Origin of the sequence: Pantoea septica (genome assembly GCF_002095575.1) — a bacterium.
Taxonomy (GTDB): domain Bacteria; phylum Pseudomonadota; class Gammaproteobacteria; order Enterobacterales; family Enterobacteriaceae; genus Pantoea; species Pantoea septica.
The window spans coordinates 14285-30933 of the sequence record NZ_MLJJ01000029.1 but is presented as its reverse complement, the minus strand read 5'-3'; the positions used below and the strand labels follow the sequence as shown (position 1 = coordinate 30933).

Annotated in this window: 16 protein-coding genes; 13 read left to right on the top strand and 3 right to left on the bottom strand. The window is 61.5% G+C overall.

The window, feature by feature from the left end; all coding sequences use genetic code 11:
* Window positions 1-10 precede the first annotated feature (10 nt).
* Together yrfG and HA46_RS15255 are read right to left on the bottom strand one after the other, a co-directional pair.
* Window positions 11-673: a GMP/IMP nucleotidase gene (gene yrfG, locus HA46_RS15260; RefSeq protein WP_033792598.1), complete on the bottom strand. Its 663-nt coding sequence runs from the start codon at window positions 671-673 to the stop codon at window positions 11-13.
* 98 nt (window positions 674-771) lie between these two features.
* Window positions 772-2907 (bottom strand): intracellular growth attenuator family protein, encoded by a 2136-nt coding sequence (locus tag HA46_RS15255; protein ID WP_084885227.1) that lies wholly within the window; start codon window positions 2905-2907, stop codon window positions 772-774.
* 392 nt (window positions 2908-3299) lie between these two features.
* Here HA46_RS15255 and nudE point away from each other — a divergent pair, with 392 nt between their 5' ends.
* Entirely contained in the window at window positions 3300-3866 is a 567-nt protein-coding gene (gene nudE / locus HA46_RS15250; RefSeq protein ID WP_084885226.1) for an ADP compounds hydrolase NudE, read from the top strand.
* 152 nt (window positions 3867-4018) lie between these two features.
* On the opposite strand, the gene mrcA is transcribed toward nudE, so the two are convergent.
* Window positions 4019-6568 carry a peptidoglycan glycosyltransferase/peptidoglycan DD-transpeptidase MrcA gene (gene mrcA, locus HA46_RS15245; RefSeq protein ID WP_084885224.1) on the bottom strand — a complete coding sequence of 850 codons (2550 nt, stop codon included), beginning with the start codon at window positions 6566-6568 and terminating at the stop codon, window positions 4019-4021.
* A gap of 117 nt (window positions 6569-6685) precedes the next feature.
* Between mrcA and pilM the strand changes: the two genes are divergently transcribed.
* The 12 genes from pilM (at window position 6686) to trpS (ending at window position 16584) form a co-directional block, all read left to right on the top strand.
* On the top strand, window positions 6686-7501 hold the full coding sequence (gene pilM / locus HA46_RS15240; protein WP_033792594.1) for a pilus assembly protein PilM: 816 nt from the start codon (window positions 6686-6688) through the stop codon (window positions 7499-7501).
* On the top strand, window positions 7501-8043 hold the full coding sequence (locus HA46_RS15235) for a PilN domain-containing protein (RefSeq protein ID WP_084885222.1): 543 nt from the start codon (window positions 7501-7503) through the stop codon (window positions 8041-8043). Before pilM ends, HA46_RS15235 begins: the two co-directional genes overlap by 1 nt.
* Window positions 8036-8530: a HofO family protein gene (locus HA46_RS15230; RefSeq protein WP_084885220.1), complete on the top strand. Its 495-nt coding sequence runs from the start codon at window positions 8036-8038 to the stop codon at window positions 8528-8530. The genes HA46_RS15235 and HA46_RS15230 overlap by 8 nt, the downstream gene beginning before the upstream one ends.
* Window positions 8520-8906, top strand: a complete 387-nt coding sequence (locus HA46_RS15225; RefSeq protein WP_033792590.1) for a HofP DNA utilization family protein — start codon at window positions 8520-8522, stop codon at window positions 8904-8906. Before HA46_RS15230 ends, HA46_RS15225 begins: the two co-directional genes overlap by 11 nt.
* The gene (gene hofQ / locus HA46_RS15220; RefSeq protein WP_084885218.1) at window positions 8845-10128 is read left to right on the top strand and encodes a DNA uptake porin HofQ; all 1284 of its coding nucleotides are present in this window, start codon (window positions 8845-8847) and stop codon (window positions 10126-10128) included. Before HA46_RS15225 ends, hofQ begins: the two co-directional genes overlap by 62 nt.
* Window positions 10129-10489: 361 nt before the next feature.
* A complete protein-coding gene (aroK, locus tag HA46_RS15215) occupies window positions 10490-11011 on the top strand; it encodes a shikimate kinase AroK (protein ID WP_033792589.1) in 522 nt (173 codons plus the stop codon).
* 38 nt (window positions 11012-11049) lie between these two features.
* The gene (aroB, locus tag HA46_RS15210; protein ID WP_033792588.1) at window positions 11050-12138 is read left to right on the top strand and encodes a 3-dehydroquinate synthase; all 1089 of its coding nucleotides are present in this window, start codon (window positions 11050-11052) and stop codon (window positions 12136-12138) included.
* A gap of 72 nt (window positions 12139-12210) precedes the next feature.
* The gene (locus HA46_RS15205; protein ID WP_084885216.1) at window positions 12211-13245 is read left to right on the top strand and encodes an SPOR domain-containing protein; all 1035 of its coding nucleotides are present in this window, start codon (window positions 12211-12213) and stop codon (window positions 13243-13245) included.
* A gap of 94 nt (window positions 13246-13339) precedes the next feature.
* Complete coding sequence (gene dam / locus HA46_RS15200) at window positions 13340-14152, top strand: adenine-specific DNA-methyltransferase (RefSeq protein ID WP_033792616.1); 813 nt, start codon at window positions 13340-13342, stop codon at window positions 14150-14152.
* 66 nt (window positions 14153-14218) lie between these two features.
* Complete coding sequence (gene rpe / locus HA46_RS15195) at window positions 14219-14902, top strand: ribulose-phosphate 3-epimerase (RefSeq protein ID WP_033792586.1); 684 nt, start codon at window positions 14219-14221, stop codon at window positions 14900-14902.
* Complete coding sequence (locus HA46_RS15190) at window positions 14886-15566, top strand: phosphoglycolate phosphatase (protein ID WP_084885214.1); 681 nt, start codon at window positions 14886-14888, stop codon at window positions 15564-15566. The genes rpe and HA46_RS15190 overlap by 17 nt, the downstream gene beginning before the upstream one ends.
* A gap of 13 nt (window positions 15567-15579) precedes the next feature.
* The gene (trpS, locus tag HA46_RS15185; protein ID WP_033792583.1) at window positions 15580-16584 is read left to right on the top strand and encodes a tryptophan--tRNA ligase; all 1005 of its coding nucleotides are present in this window, start codon (window positions 15580-15582) and stop codon (window positions 16582-16584) included.
* Window positions 16585-16649: the final 65 nt, after the last annotated feature.

Genomic DNA, 16649 nt, shown 5'->3' with positions numbered 1-16649 from the left:
CTGCTCCCGTTTACGCCAGCGCGCTGCACAGGGTGCGATAGTCGCGGACCGCCGCGTGACGCTGGAAGACCTGATCGGGACGCCCGGAGTCGGGGTTGCTGACGCCTAAACACCAGCCGATGCCCCAGCTTTTCGCCGCGTCGAGAATGGTCTCGTTGTCATCAATAAACAGCGTTCGCGGACGATCAAATCCGGTATGCTGCTCCACCGCCTGCCACAAGCGCGGGTCCTCTTTCGGATACCCAAAGGTATGGGTGGAAAGTAATAAATCAAGGTGCGGCGCAAGGCCGGTCTGCGCCAGTTTGATATCCAGGTTATAGGGATGCGCGTTGGTCAGCAGAATGGTGCGTTTTCCCGCCCGACGCAGCGCCTGCAAAAAGGGCACCGTATCTTCGCGCATCGCCGCCAGACTACGCTTCGCATAGGTCATGGCGCGAATATCCAGCGCCAGCTCCGCCGCCCAGTAGTCCAGACAATACCAGTTTAGCGTATGCGCCACCGCCTGGTACTTTCCGGCGATCAACGCCTCGGCTTCTGCCAGTGTAATGCCGCGGGTCTCGCTCAGCGTTAGCGGCACATGCTCCAGCCAAAAATGGCGGTCGAACGCCAGGTCCAGCAGCGTGCCGTCCATATCCAGCAGCACGGTATCGATTTGCGCCCAGTTCAGCGTCATCAGGCAGGTTCTCCGATAAAAAGCGGGCGACAGGGTAGCACAGAAAGAAGCGGGAGAGGGCAGGGCGCCGGCGGAACCGGCCGGGCGGCGCCGCGGCGTCAGAACATCGAGCGCACGCTCTGCATGGTGCTGAGATTATGATTGAAGCACTTGTCGTAGTACTGCTGGATATTCGCCATGCGCTGACGGTTTCTATGGATGCGGCGCAGCGCCAGCAGAGCGTTGACCAGCGCGCACGCCAGCAGAACCGCCAGCAGCAGCGTCGTGCCGAGATAGCGCCACATGGCCATTGCGTCCGGCTCGTTGTGCAGCGCGATATGGCGCGTGCCGTTGGCGTCTATCGACAGGCTGGTGATAATGCCGCTGGCGCTGAACGGCGTATGCAGCAGCAGGCCGGAGAGGCGCTGCAGCTCGCGCCACTGCGACGGCGCATCGAGATCGAACAGCGAGATCGTCGGCTGCGGCTGATTCACCAGCTGGCGGCCTTCGTCGCTGACGATAAGGAATCCGCCCGGCGGGGGGCTGTTAAGGTTTTCAGCGGCGCGGCGCGTCTCGCGGAAGAAGAAGCTGGAGGTCGCGGTATTGACCAGGTTTTCCAGCGCTTCGGCGCTGACCGGCCGCAGCAGCACGTTCATGCCGTTCAGCTGCCCAGAGTCGGCGCGGCGCACTAGCGTATCCCAGTCTTTGGCGTTGCCGAGATTCACCAGCGCGTTCTTCAGCCGCACGCAGTCCTGCTGCTGGCTACAGAGATCCTGCGTTTTCAGCACCAGGTCGGCGAAATCGTCCAGCAGTATCATGCCCGATTTCTGTATCGCCGAGGCGAGCTGCGGGTTGAGCTTGGGATCGGTATTGGTTTCCGGATGCAGCTGGCGCGTGGTCGCCTCCAGCAGCGCCGAGGCTTTATCGATGATGTCGGACTGCGGCTGGGGCAGCGGCGAGGCGTTGTTCCAGTAGACGGCCGAACAGTCAAACGGCATATAGGCGTAGCTGCGGTTGCTCTGATAGTTATCGGGAACGGAGCACATGCCGGTGCCGTTAACTTTTAAAATGTCGCCGACGTGCAGCGACTGCGCCGCCAGCTTGTCTACCTCGTTCACCTCAAGACTCTCGGTGCCCTTGATCCAGGCCAGGCTGAGCTTGATCGGCATGCTGAGCGGGATCCAGCTAATTAGCAGCGCCATCACCAGCAGCGAGCCGCAGGCCAGTACGACGTTTTTGCGCCAGCGCTGGATAGGGAAGTTGCGCACCTCGTCCTGCAGCGACAAAAAGCGGCCCTGGCGCACGACCTGACGGTTCAGGTAGATCTCAACATCGGTGGTCTGGCCGAGGTCGTGCGCCACATAGGGCAGCCAGTGCGGCGGGTAGGCGAGATCGATAATGCCCAGCGTGATATTGCTCTGCTCCTGGTTCGACTCGCCGAACAGGCCCCAGCGTTTGGGGGCGCCGCGCAGGCAGTGTATGTCGCGCATGCGCTTTTGCGCGGGAATGTGAAACAGCGACCAGACGCTGGCGCCGATCATGGCGCAGCCCAGCAACGCCAGCCAGCCCATCAGCGCGGCGGGCACCAGCAGGCTGATAAAAAAGAGCAGAAAGGCGAAGGTGATGGTCACCGCCTCACGCGTGCCGTCCGGCCGCGTCAGTTGATACTCTTCCAGCGTCTCTTTGCGCACCTGCAGCAGCTCGACGTTTTCGCTCTCTTCCTGGCGTATCGAGGCGTTGGTCGAGCCGGGACGCACCAGCGCCGGCAGCGACGGCTGATCGGTGCCGTAGTTGACCAGCGAGTGGCCGTTAAGCGAGATCACCAGCGGAATCGTCTGGGTGCGGATCAGCTCAACATAGTTCTCATCGGTTATATACTGTTCCCAGTGCGGCGGCAGATGCACTTCCACTTCGTCAAGGTAGTAGCGCCACTTGTGGGCATCGTCGGTCGACAGGCCATAGCGGGTAATGGCGCGCGTGACGGGGTAGACGTTGTTGCTCTGCGCGGTGAGCGTCAGATTGTCGAAAATGGGATGCTTTTCACCGGGTACGGCGGGACGCGACTGCTTCGCAAGCGAGGCGACGTATTTTTCCACCGCGCGACGTTCGTCGTCGGTGAGTTTGCGGCAGGGCGGGCTAATAAAGGGCAGCGGTTTCGCCAATGGCGGACGATGCCGCATAGCGTACCAAAAGCCGATACCTGCCAGACCTGAGCAGACCAGCACTATGACCAATACAATAAGGATTGTGCTCATGCGTTGTTCAATGCAGCCAAAATCCTGCCTTCACTTTGGACTAATGCTCCCAGATAGAACTGTTATTTAAGACAATTTTGGCGGGAATAAACTATTCTGACAAGCTAAATGCCAGAGGAAATAACGCGCAAAATCATTTAATTAGAAGTTAATGCAGCATGCCTTGTCCGAATGTTAACCGGCAGAATCTGAATTAAACATCGGTCTTTTCTGAATTTTACCGCGCGACGTTGACTTATTGCAAAAGCGTTAACTGGCGCAGCCGCATTCGAACACGCCAGGCCAGGCGCGGCCTCTGGGGCCGGCGCTAAACTCGCTGTCGCACAAACGCCTGTGGTCAGGTAAGCTAATTTTTTTACCGCACCGCGCGGCGTTGAACGTCTGAGGCTGATATGAAGAACCCGTTAAAGAAACCCGACATCCTCAAAGTGGAAACCGTGGCGCGCTCGCGGCTGTTCACCGTTGAATCCGTCGATCTCGCTTTTAGCAACGGCGCGCGCCGCGTTTACGAGCGCATGAAGCCCTCCGAGCGCGAAGCGGTGATGATTGTCCCGATTATCGATAATCAGGTCGTGCTGATTCAGGAGTACGCAGTGGGGCTGGAGAGCTATGAGCTGGGCTTTCCTAAGGGATTGATCGATCCCGGCGAAACCGTCTTCGAGGCGGCGAACCGCGAACTGAAAGAAGAGGTCGGCTTCGGCGCCGAGAAGCTAACGTTTCTCAGCAAGCTGACCATGGCGCCCTCCTACTTCTCCAGCAAGATGAATATCGTGGTGGCGGAAGGGCTTTATCCTGAACGGCTGGAGGGCGACGAGCCGGAGCCGCTAATCGAGCATCGCTGGCCGCTGGAGGATCTGCTGGCGCTGCTGCAGGAGCCCGATTTCCGCGAGGCGCGCAACGTGAGCGCGCTTTTCCTCGTGCGCGAGTGGCTGGTGCGGCAGGGGCGACTGAGTTACTAACGGGTATGGCACGGCCTGAAAGAAGCATGGGTTATCGTCTTAAAGGCAGCTGAAAAGCTTGCGATCGTGCCATCTCACCCGCGCTGGCACATTGCATATATAAAAAAGCCGACATTGCTGTCGGCTTTTTGTTTTACTACTGCCTATAGGGCTTAGAAGAGCTCGTGGCTCTCGCCGTTATCCATAATGGTGGTGCCGACGTCATGTACTGAGTATTCCGTCGGCTGCGTACCGTTGATGAAGTACTCCTGGCGCGTATTGCCGCCGCCGTTGGCCAGCTTGCCGGTGCTGCGGTCAATAGTCACCGTGACGATGCCCTCCGGCGGCGTCAGCGGCTGCTCCGGCACGCCGTCCAGCGCACTCTTCATATAGTCGTCCCACGCCGGCTGTGCGCTTTTCGCGCCGCCTTCATAACCGGAAATCTGGTCTGGAATCGCGCCCGACAGCGTGCTGCGGCCTAAAGCGCGGCGCGCGTCGTCAAAGCCGATCCACACCGAGGTCACTACGCCGGGACCGTAGCCGGAGAACCAGGCGTCTTTCGAACTGTTGGTGGTGCCGGTTTTACCGCCGATATCGTTGCGCTTCAAATCGCGCGACGCGCGCCAGCCGGTACCCATCCAGCCCGGTTCGCCAAAGATATTGGAGTTGAGCGCGCTTTTGATCAGAAACGACAGCGGCGTGTTGATGACATGCGGCGCATACTGCTGCCCGTCCGGCTGCGGCTGAGGGGGAACCTGCCCCAGCGCTGGCTGCGGCGCCGGCTGGTTCTGGTTCTGATCGGAAGTCGCGACGTTTTCTACGCTCTCCTCGTTCAGCGCCAGCGCCTTGCGGGTTTCGCCATAGATCACCGGCAGATTGCACTGCGGGCAGGCGATGCGCGGTTTCGCTTCGAAAATCACGCCGCCTTGCTCGTTCTCGATCTTGCTGATGAAGTACGGGTCGACCAGGAAACCGCCGTTCGCCATCACGGAGTAGCCGCGGGCTACCTGCATCGGCGTAAACGACGCTGCGCCGAGCGCCAGCGATTCGGTATGCACGATATTCTGCGCCGGGAAGCCGAAGCGCTGCAGATATTCCGCCGCGTAATCGACGCCCATGGCACGCATGGCACGCACCATCACGACGTTTTTCGACTGACCTAACCCCTGACGCAGACGAATCGGACCGTCATAGGTAGGCGGCGAGTTTTTCGGCCGCCAGTCGGCGCCCGCGCCCGCATCCCAGCGCGAAATCGGCACGTCGTTCAGGATCGAGGCCAGCGTCAGACCGCGATCCATCGCCGCGGTATAGAGGAACGGCTTAATGTTGGAGCCGACCTGACGCAGCGCCTGGGTGGCGCGGTTGAACATGCTTTGATTAAAGTCGAAGCCACCGACCAGCGCGCGCACCGCGCCGGTTTGCGGATCGAGCGACACCAGCGCGGAGTTAACGTCCGGCACCTGCGCCAGCCACCAGTCATTATTGACCTTACGCACCCAAATCTGCTGACCCGTCTGCACCACCTGCGTCACGCTTCTCGGCGTTGGGCCCTGCACGGTATCCGACTTGAACGCGCGCGCCCAGCGCACGCCGGCGAGGCCTAGCGAGACGCTGGTGCCATCTTTCAGCATCGCGGTCGCCTCGTCGCTGCTGGCCTGCGTTACAACGGCAGGCAACAAGGGTCCGTAAACCGGCAGCGGCTTGAGCGCTTTCAGGATCTGCTCCTGGCTCCAGGCGGGTTCGCCCACTTTCCACAGCACGCTGGTCGGCCCGCGGTAGCCGTGACGCATATCGTAGGCCAGCACGTTGTTACGCACCGCCTCCTGCGCCGCCTGCTGTAGACGACGCGTCACGGTGGTATAGACCTTGTAGCCGTCGTTATAGGCGCCGTCGCCGTAGCGCTTCACCATCTCCTGGCGCGCCATTTCGCTCAGATAGGGCGACGAGAAGGCGATTTCCGGACCGTGATAGCTCGCTTCCAGCGGCGCGCTGCGCGCTTCATCGTACTGCTGCTGAGTGATGTAGCCCTGATCCAGCATGCGCGACAGCACCACATTGCGACGCGCCAGCGCGCGGCTGTGGGAGTAGAGCGGGTTAAAGGTAGAGGGCGCTTTGGGCAGACCGGCGATCATCGCCATTTCGCTCAGCGAAAGCTGGTCGACCGGCTTGCCGAAGTACACCTGCGCGGCGGCGCCGACGCCATAGGCGCGATAGCCGAGATAGATCTTGTTCAGATAGAGCTCAAGGATCTCATCTTTATTCAGCAGCTGCTCAATGCGAATGGCGAGAAACGCCTCCTTGATCTTGCGCATCAGCGTGCGCTCAGGGCTCAGAAAGAAGTTACGCGCCAGCTGCTGCGTAATGGTGCTCGCGCCCTGCGAAGCATGGCCGGACATCAGCGCGATGCTGGCGGCGCGGAAAATGCCCACCGGATCGACGCCGTGATGCTCGTAGAAGCGGCTGTCTTCCGTGGCGATAAAGGCTTTGATCAGCTCTGGCGGCATCTGCTGCAGCGTCAGCGGAATACGGCGCTTCTCGCCGTACTGGGCGATCAGTTCGCCATCCGCGCTGTACACCTGCATGGGCGTCTGCAGGCGCACATCTTTCAGCGTGTTAACGTCGGGCAGCTGCGGCTCTATATATTTGTACAAACCATAAATCGAGCCAGCTCCCAGCAAGATGCAACACACTGCAAGGATTAATAAATACTTTACGAACTTCACCTGGAGTTTCCCATCTGTTGTCGTTTGAGCAGTTTATAAACAACCGCGCGGTAGTATAAAGGCAAGCCAGACGCTTTGATATGTCCTTTTACCCCTGTAGATAAGGAGATCGCGCGCATGGCTTTTCAGACATGGCAGGTCGGACTGGATATTCAGAATACGCAGCTCTGCGCTCTCGCTATACAGCGCCGGCGCGGCGGCTGGCAGCTGTGCCGCTGGTGGCAGCAAGGGCTGCCGCAAGATACGTTAAGAAACGGCGTGCTGCAATCTTCGCCTGAATTACAGGCGGCGCTGCGCATGCTGCGACAACAGCTACCGCAGCGCTATTCGCTGCGCGTCGGACTGCCTGCGCAGCTGGTGCTGCAGCGGCCGCTGGCCCTGCCGAACCAGCGTCTGCAGGAGCCTGCGCTGGGGCGTTACGTGACGGCGGCGGCGCAGCGGCTCTTTCCGGTCGAGCCGGAAGCGCTGGTGCTCGACTACCGCGCCAGCGAAGCAACCCGCCAGCTTTACGTTACCGCCGCCCGGCAAGAGGTCATCGCCCAGTGGCTGACGCCGCTGCGGCAGAGCGCGCTGCGGCCGGCCGTTTTTGAGCTCACGACCCATGCGCTGGCGCTGACGGCGCGCGCCGCAGGCCTGAATGACGACGCCGCGCTGCTGATCGGTCACGACGCGCAGTGGCTCTGGTATAGCCGCGCCAGCGAGAGCGTGGTCGGCAGCGCCAGCATAGAGACCGCGCCCGAGGAAGTGAGGCAGCGCTGTTTCCCGCAGGCCAGCGCGCTGTTCGGCTGCGCGCCGTCGCCCGATCTGCTGCCCGACGCCTTCTTCTCTTTTTCGCCGTTCAGCCTGTTCGCTTACCGCCAGCCGCCGCTGCCCCAGCAGGAAGCGGCGTTTTGCATTGCCGCCGGACTGGCGCTGCGCCCTGAGGATAGCTGATGATCGCGGTGAATATGCTGCCGTGGCGACATGCGCGTCTGCGCCGCCAGCGGCGCGCCGTGCTGGGGCTGACGGCGACGCTGCTGCTGGCGCTGACGCTGACGGCGGCCTTAGCGCTATGGCGTCTCGACCGCGTCAGCCAGCATCTGCTCAGCGTCCAGAGCGAGGCGCACCACGCGCTGACGGCGATCGCTCAACGGATTGGCCAGCGGCGCGAACTGCAGCAGCAGCTGGCGGCGCAGCAGGCAGCGTGGCGGCGCGCGCGGCGTCACGCCGACGACCTGATGCGCTGGCACCGATTCTGGCAGGCGCTGCCGGCGCTGTTGCCGCAGCGGGTCTGGCTGGAGCGCGTAGAGAAGATGCCGACGCAGCTGCGTATTGAGGGACGCGCGCAGGAGATGCGGGCGATAGGCGAACTGCGGCACCATCTCGACGAAGCGGCGCTCTTCGCCGCGGTGCGGCAGGGCAACATCGAGCGTCAGCCGGACGGCATCTATCGCTTTACGCTGCGCGCGCATCTTGAGGAGATCGCGGATGAATAGCGCGCTGGAGCGCTGGCTGCATCTGCCGCTGCGCCGACAAATCGGCATATTAGCGGCGTGCTTCGCCGCGGCGACGCTGGCGCTCTGGCTGCTGTTTTTGCAGCCGCAACAGTTAGCGCAACAGGCGCTGCGCGCCGATATCGCCCGGCTTGAGCAGAAGTACCAGCAGCAGCTGGCGCAGCTCAATGCGCTGCCTGATGAGGCGGCACTGCGCGCGCAGCTGGCCGAGGGCGCACGCCGATCCGAGGCGTCGTCCCGCGTCGCGCCGATCGACGCCGTTCTGGCGGCGCGCGGCAGCCAGCTGCAGGCGTGGCAGCCCGAAACGGAGCCGCGCGCCCTGACGCTGCTGCTGCCGTGGGAGCAGTTTCTGCCGCTGTTCGCCGAGCTGGCGCGCACCACGGCTCCCTTTCCGACGCGTTTTCTGCTCGAGGCGCGACAGGGAAAGGTGCAGGCGAAACTCTGGCTGGAGAGCGGCGATGCGCGCTAAATGGCTGCTTCTCTGGCTGGCGGCGGCCGCGCTTTATGCCGCGCCGCGCGATCCGTTTCAGCCGCCGCCGGAGAGCCGGTGCGAGCCGCCAGCCGCACTAACCGGCTGGCGGCTGCAGGGCGTGCTGGGACGTGCGCCGCGCCTGCGCGCCTGGCTGACGTCGCCACAGGGGGGCGTCGTTAAAATCGCGGCGGCGGATCGCCTTCCGCTGCCGGGCTGGCGACTGAGCGCTATGGCGCCTCGCAGCCTGACGCTCATCGCAGGCAGCGGCTGTGCGCCGCAATTCGTCACTCTTTCTCTCAAAGGAAGCGCTCATGTTCAGGATGACACTCTTACTGCTGACAAGCCTTTGGCTCGCGCCCGTCCAGGCCACTGACGATCCCAGCGACGGTGAACGCGGCCAGCGGCTCAGCCTCAACTTCGACGACGCCCCGGTCGAGCGCATTTTGCAGGCGCTGGCGGATTATCAGCACGTTAATCTGTTAATCGCTCCAGGCGTGGAGGGCCGGCTGTCGCTGCGTCTCGACGACGTGCCCTGGCGGCAGGCGCTGTCGCTGGTGACGCGGCTGGCGGAGCTTACCCTGGTGGAAGAGGAGAATGTGCTGCTGGTTTACCCCGACAGCTGGCGCCAGCTAAAAGAGCAGCAGGCGCAGGCTGTCAGCGCGCAGCAGGAGCCGCTGGCGCTGCGCGCCGTCACGCTGCGCCACGCCAGCGCGACAGAGGTCTACCGCAGCTTTCAGGGCGAACGGCAGGCGCTGATGACGCCGCGCGGCAGCGTAACCCTCGACGCGCGCGCTAACGCGCTGCTGCTGCGCGATACGCCAGCGGCGCTCAGCGATGCCGAACGCTGGCTGCGGGCGCTTGATGTGCCGCTCGAACAGGTGGAGCTGGCGGCGCATATCGTCACCATCAGCGAGGAGAGGCTGCGGGAGCTCGGCGTGAGCTGGAACCTGCCGGCCGGCGCGGAGGCGGTGGCCGGCGCGCTGCGCAATCCCCGGCTGGCGATCCCGCTGGCGGCGAGTTCGCCAGGGATCGCCGCAGGCGTGACGCTGGCGCGGGTCGGCGGTCGGCTGCTCGATCTGGAGCTCAGCGCGCTGGAGCAGGAAAACCAGGTCGAGATTATCGCCAGCCCGCGTCTCTTCACCTCGCATCAGCAGAAGGCGATGATCAAACAGGGCAGCGAGATCCCCTATGAGGTGTCGGCGGGCAACAGCGGCGCGACCACCATCGAATTTAAAGAGGCGGTGCTCGGCATGGAGGTCACGCCCAACGTGCTGGGCAACGGGCGCATCCAGCTGAAAATTCGCATCAGCCAGAACGTGCCGGGCCGCGCGGTGCAGAGCGGCGGCGGCGACGTCCTCTCAATTGATAAGCAGGAGATAGAAACTCAGGTCACGCTAAAAGATGGTGAAACGCTGGCGCTGGGCGGCATTTTTCAGCAGCAGCGCAGCCAGGGCGAAAGCCGCGTGCCGGTGCTGGGCCATATTCCGCTGCTGGGATCGCTGTTTCGCCATCAGACAGCGGAAAATAAAAAACGCGAGCTGGTTATCTTTATTACGCCGCGATTGGTCAGGGAAGCAGCGCTTACCGCCGGATAAACCGGAAAATGCGCTCCCCAGTGCCAACTGCGTTGACGCAGGACAGGAATTAGCTTACAAGGTTTAGCGATTTTTAGAACGCTGTAACCGTCCCGACGGCGCGTATCCGTCAGGGTCAGATATCTCTTCTGTAGGCGGCGCGTAAAAAGCGCAGCGCTAATGCGCATCGTTTCGCATATCGCATACCGGCCCCGCAAGGGGAATGCCGGAGGGCGATTTATTCGGTTGCCAAACGCCCTTGAGTGTTGAGATAATTTTTCGTCTGACTCTTGCTAACGCTCATGAGGTCTCAGTTCCTGTCCCGCCAGCGATATCGCTGAACGCGGGGTATCATCAACGAATTCTTAGTAATACCGACAAAATGGCAGAGAAACGCAATATCTTTCTGGTTGGGCCGATGGGTGCCGGCAAAAGCACTATTGGTCGTCAGTTAGCTCAGCAACTCAATATGGAATTTTTCGATTCCGATCAGGAAATTGAGCGACGTACCGGAGCGGATGTGGGCTGGGTATTTGACGTCGAGGGCGAAGCTGGATTTCGTGACCGCGAAGAAAAAATCATTAACGAGCTGACCGAAAAGCAGGGCATTGTCCTGGCGACCGGCGGCGGTTCCGTCAAATCTCGGGAAACACGCAATCGTCTCTCCGCCCGTGGTGTCGTGGTGTATCTTGAAACCACCATTGAGAAACAGCTGGCACGCACGCAACGCGATAAAAAGCGTCCGCTGCTGCAGGTTGATTCGCCGCCGCGTGAAGTGCTTGAAGCGCTGGCGGACGAGCGCAACCCGCTCTATGAAGAGATCGCGGATGTCACCATTCGTACTGACGATCAAAGTGCGAAAGTGGTGGCCAACCAGATTATCCACATGTTGGAAAAAAACTGATCTAACGCCGAAAGGCTCAGTAACAGGTATCGAGCATCATGGAGAAGATCACCGTCTCACTGGGAGAGCGTAGCTATCCCATCACCATTGCCGCCGGACTGTTCAAGGATCCGGCTTCTTTTTGGCCGCTGAAAGCGGGCGATAATGCAATGCTGGTCACCAACCAGACGCTGGAGCCGCTCTATCTTGATACGCTCTCGGCGTTGCTGACGGCCGCAGGCGTTAAAGTGGACCAGGTGATTCTACCCGACGGCGAGCAGTACAAAACGCTGGCCGTGATGGATGACGTCTTTACCGCGTTGCTACAAAAGCCGCACGGCCGCGACACCACGCTTATTGCGCTGGGCGGCGGCGTGATCGGCGATCTTACCGGCTTTGCGGCCGCCAGCTATCAGCGCGGGGTGCGCTTTATTCAGGTGCCCACCACGCTGCTGTCGCAGGTCGATTCTTCGGTCGGCGGCAAAACGGCCGTTAACCATCCGTTAGGCAAAAACATGATCGGCGCCTTCTACCAGCCTGCCTCGGTGGTGATCGATACCGACTGTCTGCGCACGCTGCCGCCGCGCGAGCTCGCTTCAGGCCTGGCGGAAGTAATCAAATACGGCATTATTCTGGACGGCGAGTTCTTTAGCTGGCTTGAGCAAAATCTCGATGCGCTGCTGGCGCTGGATGAACAGGCGACCGCCTGGTGCATTCGCCGCTGCTGCGAGCTTAAAGCGGACGTGGTGGCGGCCGATGAACATGAGCACGGCCAGCGCGCGCTGCTGAATCTGGGCCACACCTTCGGTCACGCTATCGAAGCGCATATGGGCTACGGCAACTGGCTGCACGGCGAAGCTGTCGCGGCGGGCATGGTCATGGCGGCGCGCACGGCGCAGCGTCTGGGCCAGTTCAGCGAGGCCGACACGCAGCGGATTATCGCGCTGCTGCAGCGCGCGGGTCTGCCCGTGCACGGCCCGGAAAGCATGAAAGCAGAAGAGTATCTGCCGCATATGCTGCGCGACAAAAAGGTGCTGGCGGGCGAGCTGCGGCTGGTGCTGCCGCTGGCGTTAGGCCGCTCCGAAGTGCGTGGTGGCGTAGCGCATGATATGGTGCTGGCTGCGATTAACGACTGTCAGAAACCCTGAACATAAGCAGTTAAGTGGTGACGCGGCGCGCGGGGTGCGCATGGCCGAATGCCGCTTTACGGAGGAGGCAAAATGGATGAGTTTAAACCGGAAGACGAGTTAAAACCTGACGCCAGCGACCGCCGTCCCTCGCGCCCGCGTAAGACGGCTTCCGCCCCTAAAGTGCCGGTTTCGCGCCAGCATATGATGATGGGTATCGGCATTCTGGTGCTGCTGCTGTTGGTGCTCGGCATTGGATCGGCGCTGAAAGGCCCGGACGAGAGCAAACCGGCGGCAGGCAAAGACGCGGCTAACGCGCCGGCATCCGGCAGCGGCGGCGAAAAGAGCATCGATCTTTCCGGCTCGACGCCGATGAGCGGCGGCCAGACATCGCCGACGGAAGGCGCGGCCGCGAATAGCACGCCGGCTGACGGCACGACGTCGCGCGACGTCTCTATGCCGCCGGTCTCCTCTACGCCGACCCAGGCGGCGCCGGTAGAAGCGCCAGCCAGCCAGCAGCGCGTTACCCTGCCAGGCGATCTCAATAGCGCGCTGAGCAATCAGCAGCAGGTCGATAGCGCCGCACTGGGCAGCAGTTCGCTGCCGACCGCGCCGGCAACCGTCAGCGGTAGCGCCGGCAACGGCACCATTAGCGCGCCTGCGGCGACGCGTCCGACCACGCAGCGTCCCGCTACGCAGACGCATGCGTCACGCGAACCGGCACATAAATCTTCGACCGCCAGCCGTCCGGCGGCCAGCGAAAGCCGCACCCATACCACGCCGGCGCGTCCTGCTCTTAACGGCGCGGCAGGCGGCAGCACGGCAGCCAGCAGCGCGGCCAGCAACGGCGCGGCAGCGAAATCGGTGCCCGGCGGCAACTACACGCTGCAGCTGAGCGGCGCTTCGCGCGCCGAGAGCCTGAACGCCTGGGCGAAAAAACAGAATCTCAGCGGCTATCATGTCTATAAAACCACCCGCAACGGCCAGCCGTGGTACGTGCTGGTGAGCGGCTCTTACGCCACCTCGGCGGATGCCCGGCGCGCCGTCGCCTCGCTGCCTGCGGAAGTTCGCGCGCAGAATCCCTGGGTGAAGCCCGTAAGTCAGGTTAAGAAAGAAGCCAGCCAGTAAACTATGTGGGGCCGGTTAAGCCGGCCCCGTTGATAAGCGCCGTTCTGCTGTCGGTCCGCCACAGCTCCACAATAAGATGTATAACCACGACAGCATGAAGAAAAATCGCGCTTTCCTGAAATGGGCAGGAGGCAAATATCCCCTGATGGAGGATATCCGTCGCCATCTGCCGCAAGGCGACTGCCTGATTGAGCCTTTTGTCGGCGCGGGTTCGGTGTTTCTCAACACCGACTATGAGCGCTACCATCTGGCGGATATCAACAGCGACCTGATCAATCTCTACAATATCGTTAAGCACCGCAGCGCGGCATTTATCGAGGATGCGCGGCGACTTTTCTCGCCGGAAGGCAATACGTCGGAGTGCTACTACCAGCGCCGCACCGCCTTTAACGCCAGCCGCGACGCCTACGAGCGCGCGCTGCTGTTTCTCTATCTTAACCGCCACGGCTACAACGGCTTGTGCCGCTATAATCTGCGCGGCGAGTTCAACGTGCCCTTCGGCCGCTATCGCAAACCCTACTTTCCCGAAGCGGAACTCCTGTGGTTCGCCGAGCGCGCGCAAAAGGCGACCTTTGTCTGCGAATCGTACGATGTTACCCTGACCAATGCGCAGGCGGGTTCAGTGGTCTATTGCGATCCGCCCTACGCGCCGCTGTCGGCGACGGCCAATTTTACGGCCTACCACACCAACAGCTTTAGCATGCGCGAGCAGCAGCATCTGGCGGAGCTGGCGTCGCGGCTGGCGCTCGAGAGCCGCATACCGGTTCTGATCTCTAATCACGATACCGCTCTGACGCGTCTCTGGTATCAGGATGCAGTATTACATGTGGTGAAAGCGCGGCGTTCTATCAGCCGAAGCATAACGGGTCGCACACAGGTTGACGAACTGCTGGCACTTTATTGCTAGTCTGTTTCGTCCGCGACCAGGCATTACGTCAGCCGCAAGGCTGGCGCACAACATTGGGAGAATCGGATGAAACAATATTTGCTGGCCCCTTCAATCCTGTCGGCGGACTTTGCCCGCCTGGGTGAAGATACCGCAAAAGCGTTAGCCGCCGGCGGCGACGTGGTGCATTTCGACGTGATGGACAATCACTACGTTCCCAACCTGACAATGGGGCCGATGGTGCTAAAAGCGCTGCGCGACTACGGCATTACCGCGCCGATTGACGTGCATCTGATGGTTAAGCCGGTCGATGCGCTGATCCCGGACTTCGCCAAAGCAGGCGCCAGCTATATCACTTTTCATCCCGAAGCGAGCGAGCACGTCGACCGTACGCTGCAGCTGATCAAAGAGCACGGCTGCAAAGCGGGCCTGGTATTCAACCCCGCGACGCCGCTGAGCTATCTCGATTATGTGATGGATAAGCTCGACGTGATCCTGATCATGTCGGTCAATCCGGGCTTCGGCGGCCAGTCCTTTATTCCCGGCACGCTGGATAAGCTGCGCGAAGCGCGCAGGCGCATCGATCAGGGCGGCTACAACATTCGCCTGGAAGTGGATGGCGGCGTCAAAATCGACAATATCGCGCAGATCGCCGCCGCCGGTGCCGATATGTTCGTCGCCGGTTCGGCGATTTTCGGCCATCCCGACTACAAGAAAGTGATTGATGAAATGCGTCACGAACTGGAGAAGGTTAATGGCTCATTTCACTGATATTCGCGCGCTGGCGTTCGACCTCGACGGAACGCTGGTGCACAGCGCACCCGGTCTGTCGCAGGCGATCGACCTGGCGCTGGCGGATCTGCAGCTTCCGCCGGCGGGCGTTGAGCGCGCCTCGACCTGGATCGGCAACGGCGCGGACGTGATGATGTCGCGCGCGCTGACCTGGGCGCTGGGCCGGGAGCCGCAGCCCGACGAACAGCGCGACGCGCGCGCCCTGTTCGACAAACATTACGCCGCGACGGTAGACGCGGGCAGCACGCTTTTTCCGCGGGTAAAAGAGACGCTGCTGGCGCTGCATGCCACAGGGCTGCCGCTGGCGATCGTCACCAATAAGCCGACGCCGTTCGTCGCGCCGCTGCTGGACTCCCTTGGCATTGCCGAGGCGTTTACGCTGATCATCGGCGGCGATGACGTTATCGTAAAAAAACCGCATCCGGCCGCGATTTTTCTGGTGCTGGGCCGCTTCGGCGTGCTGCCGAATCAGCTGCTGTTCGTCGGCGATTCACGCAACGATATTCAGGCGGCGCAGGCCGCTGGCGTGCCGAACGTCGCCATGACCTATGGCTACAACTACGGCGAGCCGATCGCTGACAGCAAGCCTGACCTGACCCTCGACTCTTTTGATGAACTTTTGCCCCTTCTCGGGCTGCACTAATCAGGACACAAGTATGAGCAAACCCATTGTTTTCAGCGGCGCACAGCCGTCCGGCGAACTTACCATTGGCAACTATATGGGTGCGCTGCGTCAGTGGGTGCAGATGCAGGACGATTTCCACTGCATTTACTGCATCGTCGATCTGCACGCTATCACCGTTCGTCAGGATCCGGCGGCGCTGCGCAAGGCGACGCTGGATACGCTGGCGCTCTATCTCGCCTGCGGCATCGATCCCAGCAAGAGCACCATCTTCGTGCAGTCGCACGTGCCGGAACACGCGCAGCTGAGCTGGGTGCTGAACTGTTATGCCTACTTCGGCGAACTGAGCCGCATGACGCAGTTCAAAGATAAGTCGGCGCGCTATGAAGAGAACATCAACGCGGGCCTGTTCGATTATCCGGTGCTGATGGCGGCAGATATTCTGCTCTACCAGACCAATCAGGTGCCGGTAGGCGAAGATCAGAAGCAGCACCTTGAGCTGAGCCGCGATATCGCGCAGCGCTTTAACGCGCTCTACGGCGATATTTTCCGCGTGCCTGAGCCGTTTATCCCGAAATCTGGCGCGCGCGTAATGTCGCTGCTGGAGCCGACGCGCAAGATGTCCAAATCGGACGATAACCGCAATAACGTTATCGGCCTGCTGGAAGATCCGAAGTCGGTGGTGAAGAAGATCAAACGCGCCGTGACCGACTCCGAAGAGCCGCCGGTAGTGCGCTACGACGTCAAAGAGAAAGCGGGCGTCTCGAACCTGCTGGACATTCTTTCCGGCGTTACCGGCAAAACCATCGCCGAGCTGGAAGCGGAATTCGAAGGCAAGATGTATGGCCACCTGAAAGGCGCGGTGGCGGATGCGGTATCCGGCATGCTCAGCGAGCTGCAGGAGCGCTACAACCGCTACCGCAACGACGAAGCTTTCCTCGAGCAGGTGATGCGCGACGGCGCGCAGAAAGCGCGTGAGCGCGCGCAGGAGACGCTGAAGAAGGTCTATGAAGCGATCGGCTTTGTTGCCGCGCCATAATCCGATTAAAAAGTAAAACGCGGACGCTATCCCGCTTTTCACGCCGCAGTAAAGCGGGCAAGCGG

Bases quoted from the DNA above. Each gene is read 5' to 3' on its own strand.
- yrfG (WP_033792598.1), bottom strand. From the start codon at position 673: ATGACGCTGAACTGGGCGCAAATCGATACCGTGCTGCTGGATATGGAC.
- aroK (WP_033792589.1), top strand. From the start codon at position 10,490: ATGGCAGAGAAACGCAATATCTTTCTGGTTGGGCCGATGGGTGCCGGC.
- hofQ (WP_084885218.1), top strand. From the start codon at position 8,845: ATGTTCAGGATGACACTCTTACTGCTGACAAGCCTTTGGCTCGCGCCC.
- HA46_RS15225 (WP_033792590.1), top strand. From the start codon at position 8,520: ATGCGCGCTAAATGGCTGCTTCTCTGGCTGGCGGCGGCCGCGCTTTAT.
- HA46_RS15230 (WP_084885220.1), top strand. From the start codon at position 8,036: ATGAATAGCGCGCTGGAGCGCTGGCTGCATCTGCCGCTGCGCCGACAA.
- HA46_RS15255 (WP_084885227.1), bottom strand. From the start codon at position 2,907: ATGAGCACAATCCTTATTGTATTGGTCATAGTGCTGGTCTGCTCAGGT.
- rpe (WP_033792586.1), top strand. From the start codon at position 14,219: ATGAAACAATATTTGCTGGCCCCTTCAATCCTGTCGGCGGACTTTGCC.
- dam (WP_033792616.1), top strand. From the start codon at position 13,340: ATGAAGAAAAATCGCGCTTTCCTGAAATGGGCAGGAGGCAAATATCCC.
- pilM (WP_033792594.1), top strand. From the start codon at position 6,686: ATGGCTTTTCAGACATGGCAGGTCGGACTGGATATTCAGAATACGCAG.
- aroB (WP_033792588.1), top strand. From the start codon at position 11,050: ATGGAGAAGATCACCGTCTCACTGGGAGAGCGTAGCTATCCCATCACC.
- nudE (WP_084885226.1), top strand. From the start codon at position 3,300: ATGAAGAACCCGTTAAAGAAACCCGACATCCTCAAAGTGGAAACCGTG.
- trpS (WP_033792583.1), top strand. From the start codon at position 15,580: ATGAGCAAACCCATTGTTTTCAGCGGCGCACAGCCGTCCGGCGAACTT.
- HA46_RS15190 (WP_084885214.1), top strand. From the start codon at position 14,886: ATGGCTCATTTCACTGATATTCGCGCGCTGGCGTTCGACCTCGACGGA.
- HA46_RS15235 (WP_084885222.1), top strand. From the start codon at position 7,501: ATGATCGCGGTGAATATGCTGCCGTGGCGACATGCGCGTCTGCGCCGC.
- HA46_RS15205 (WP_084885216.1), top strand. From the start codon at position 12,211: ATGGATGAGTTTAAACCGGAAGACGAGTTAAAACCTGACGCCAGCGAC.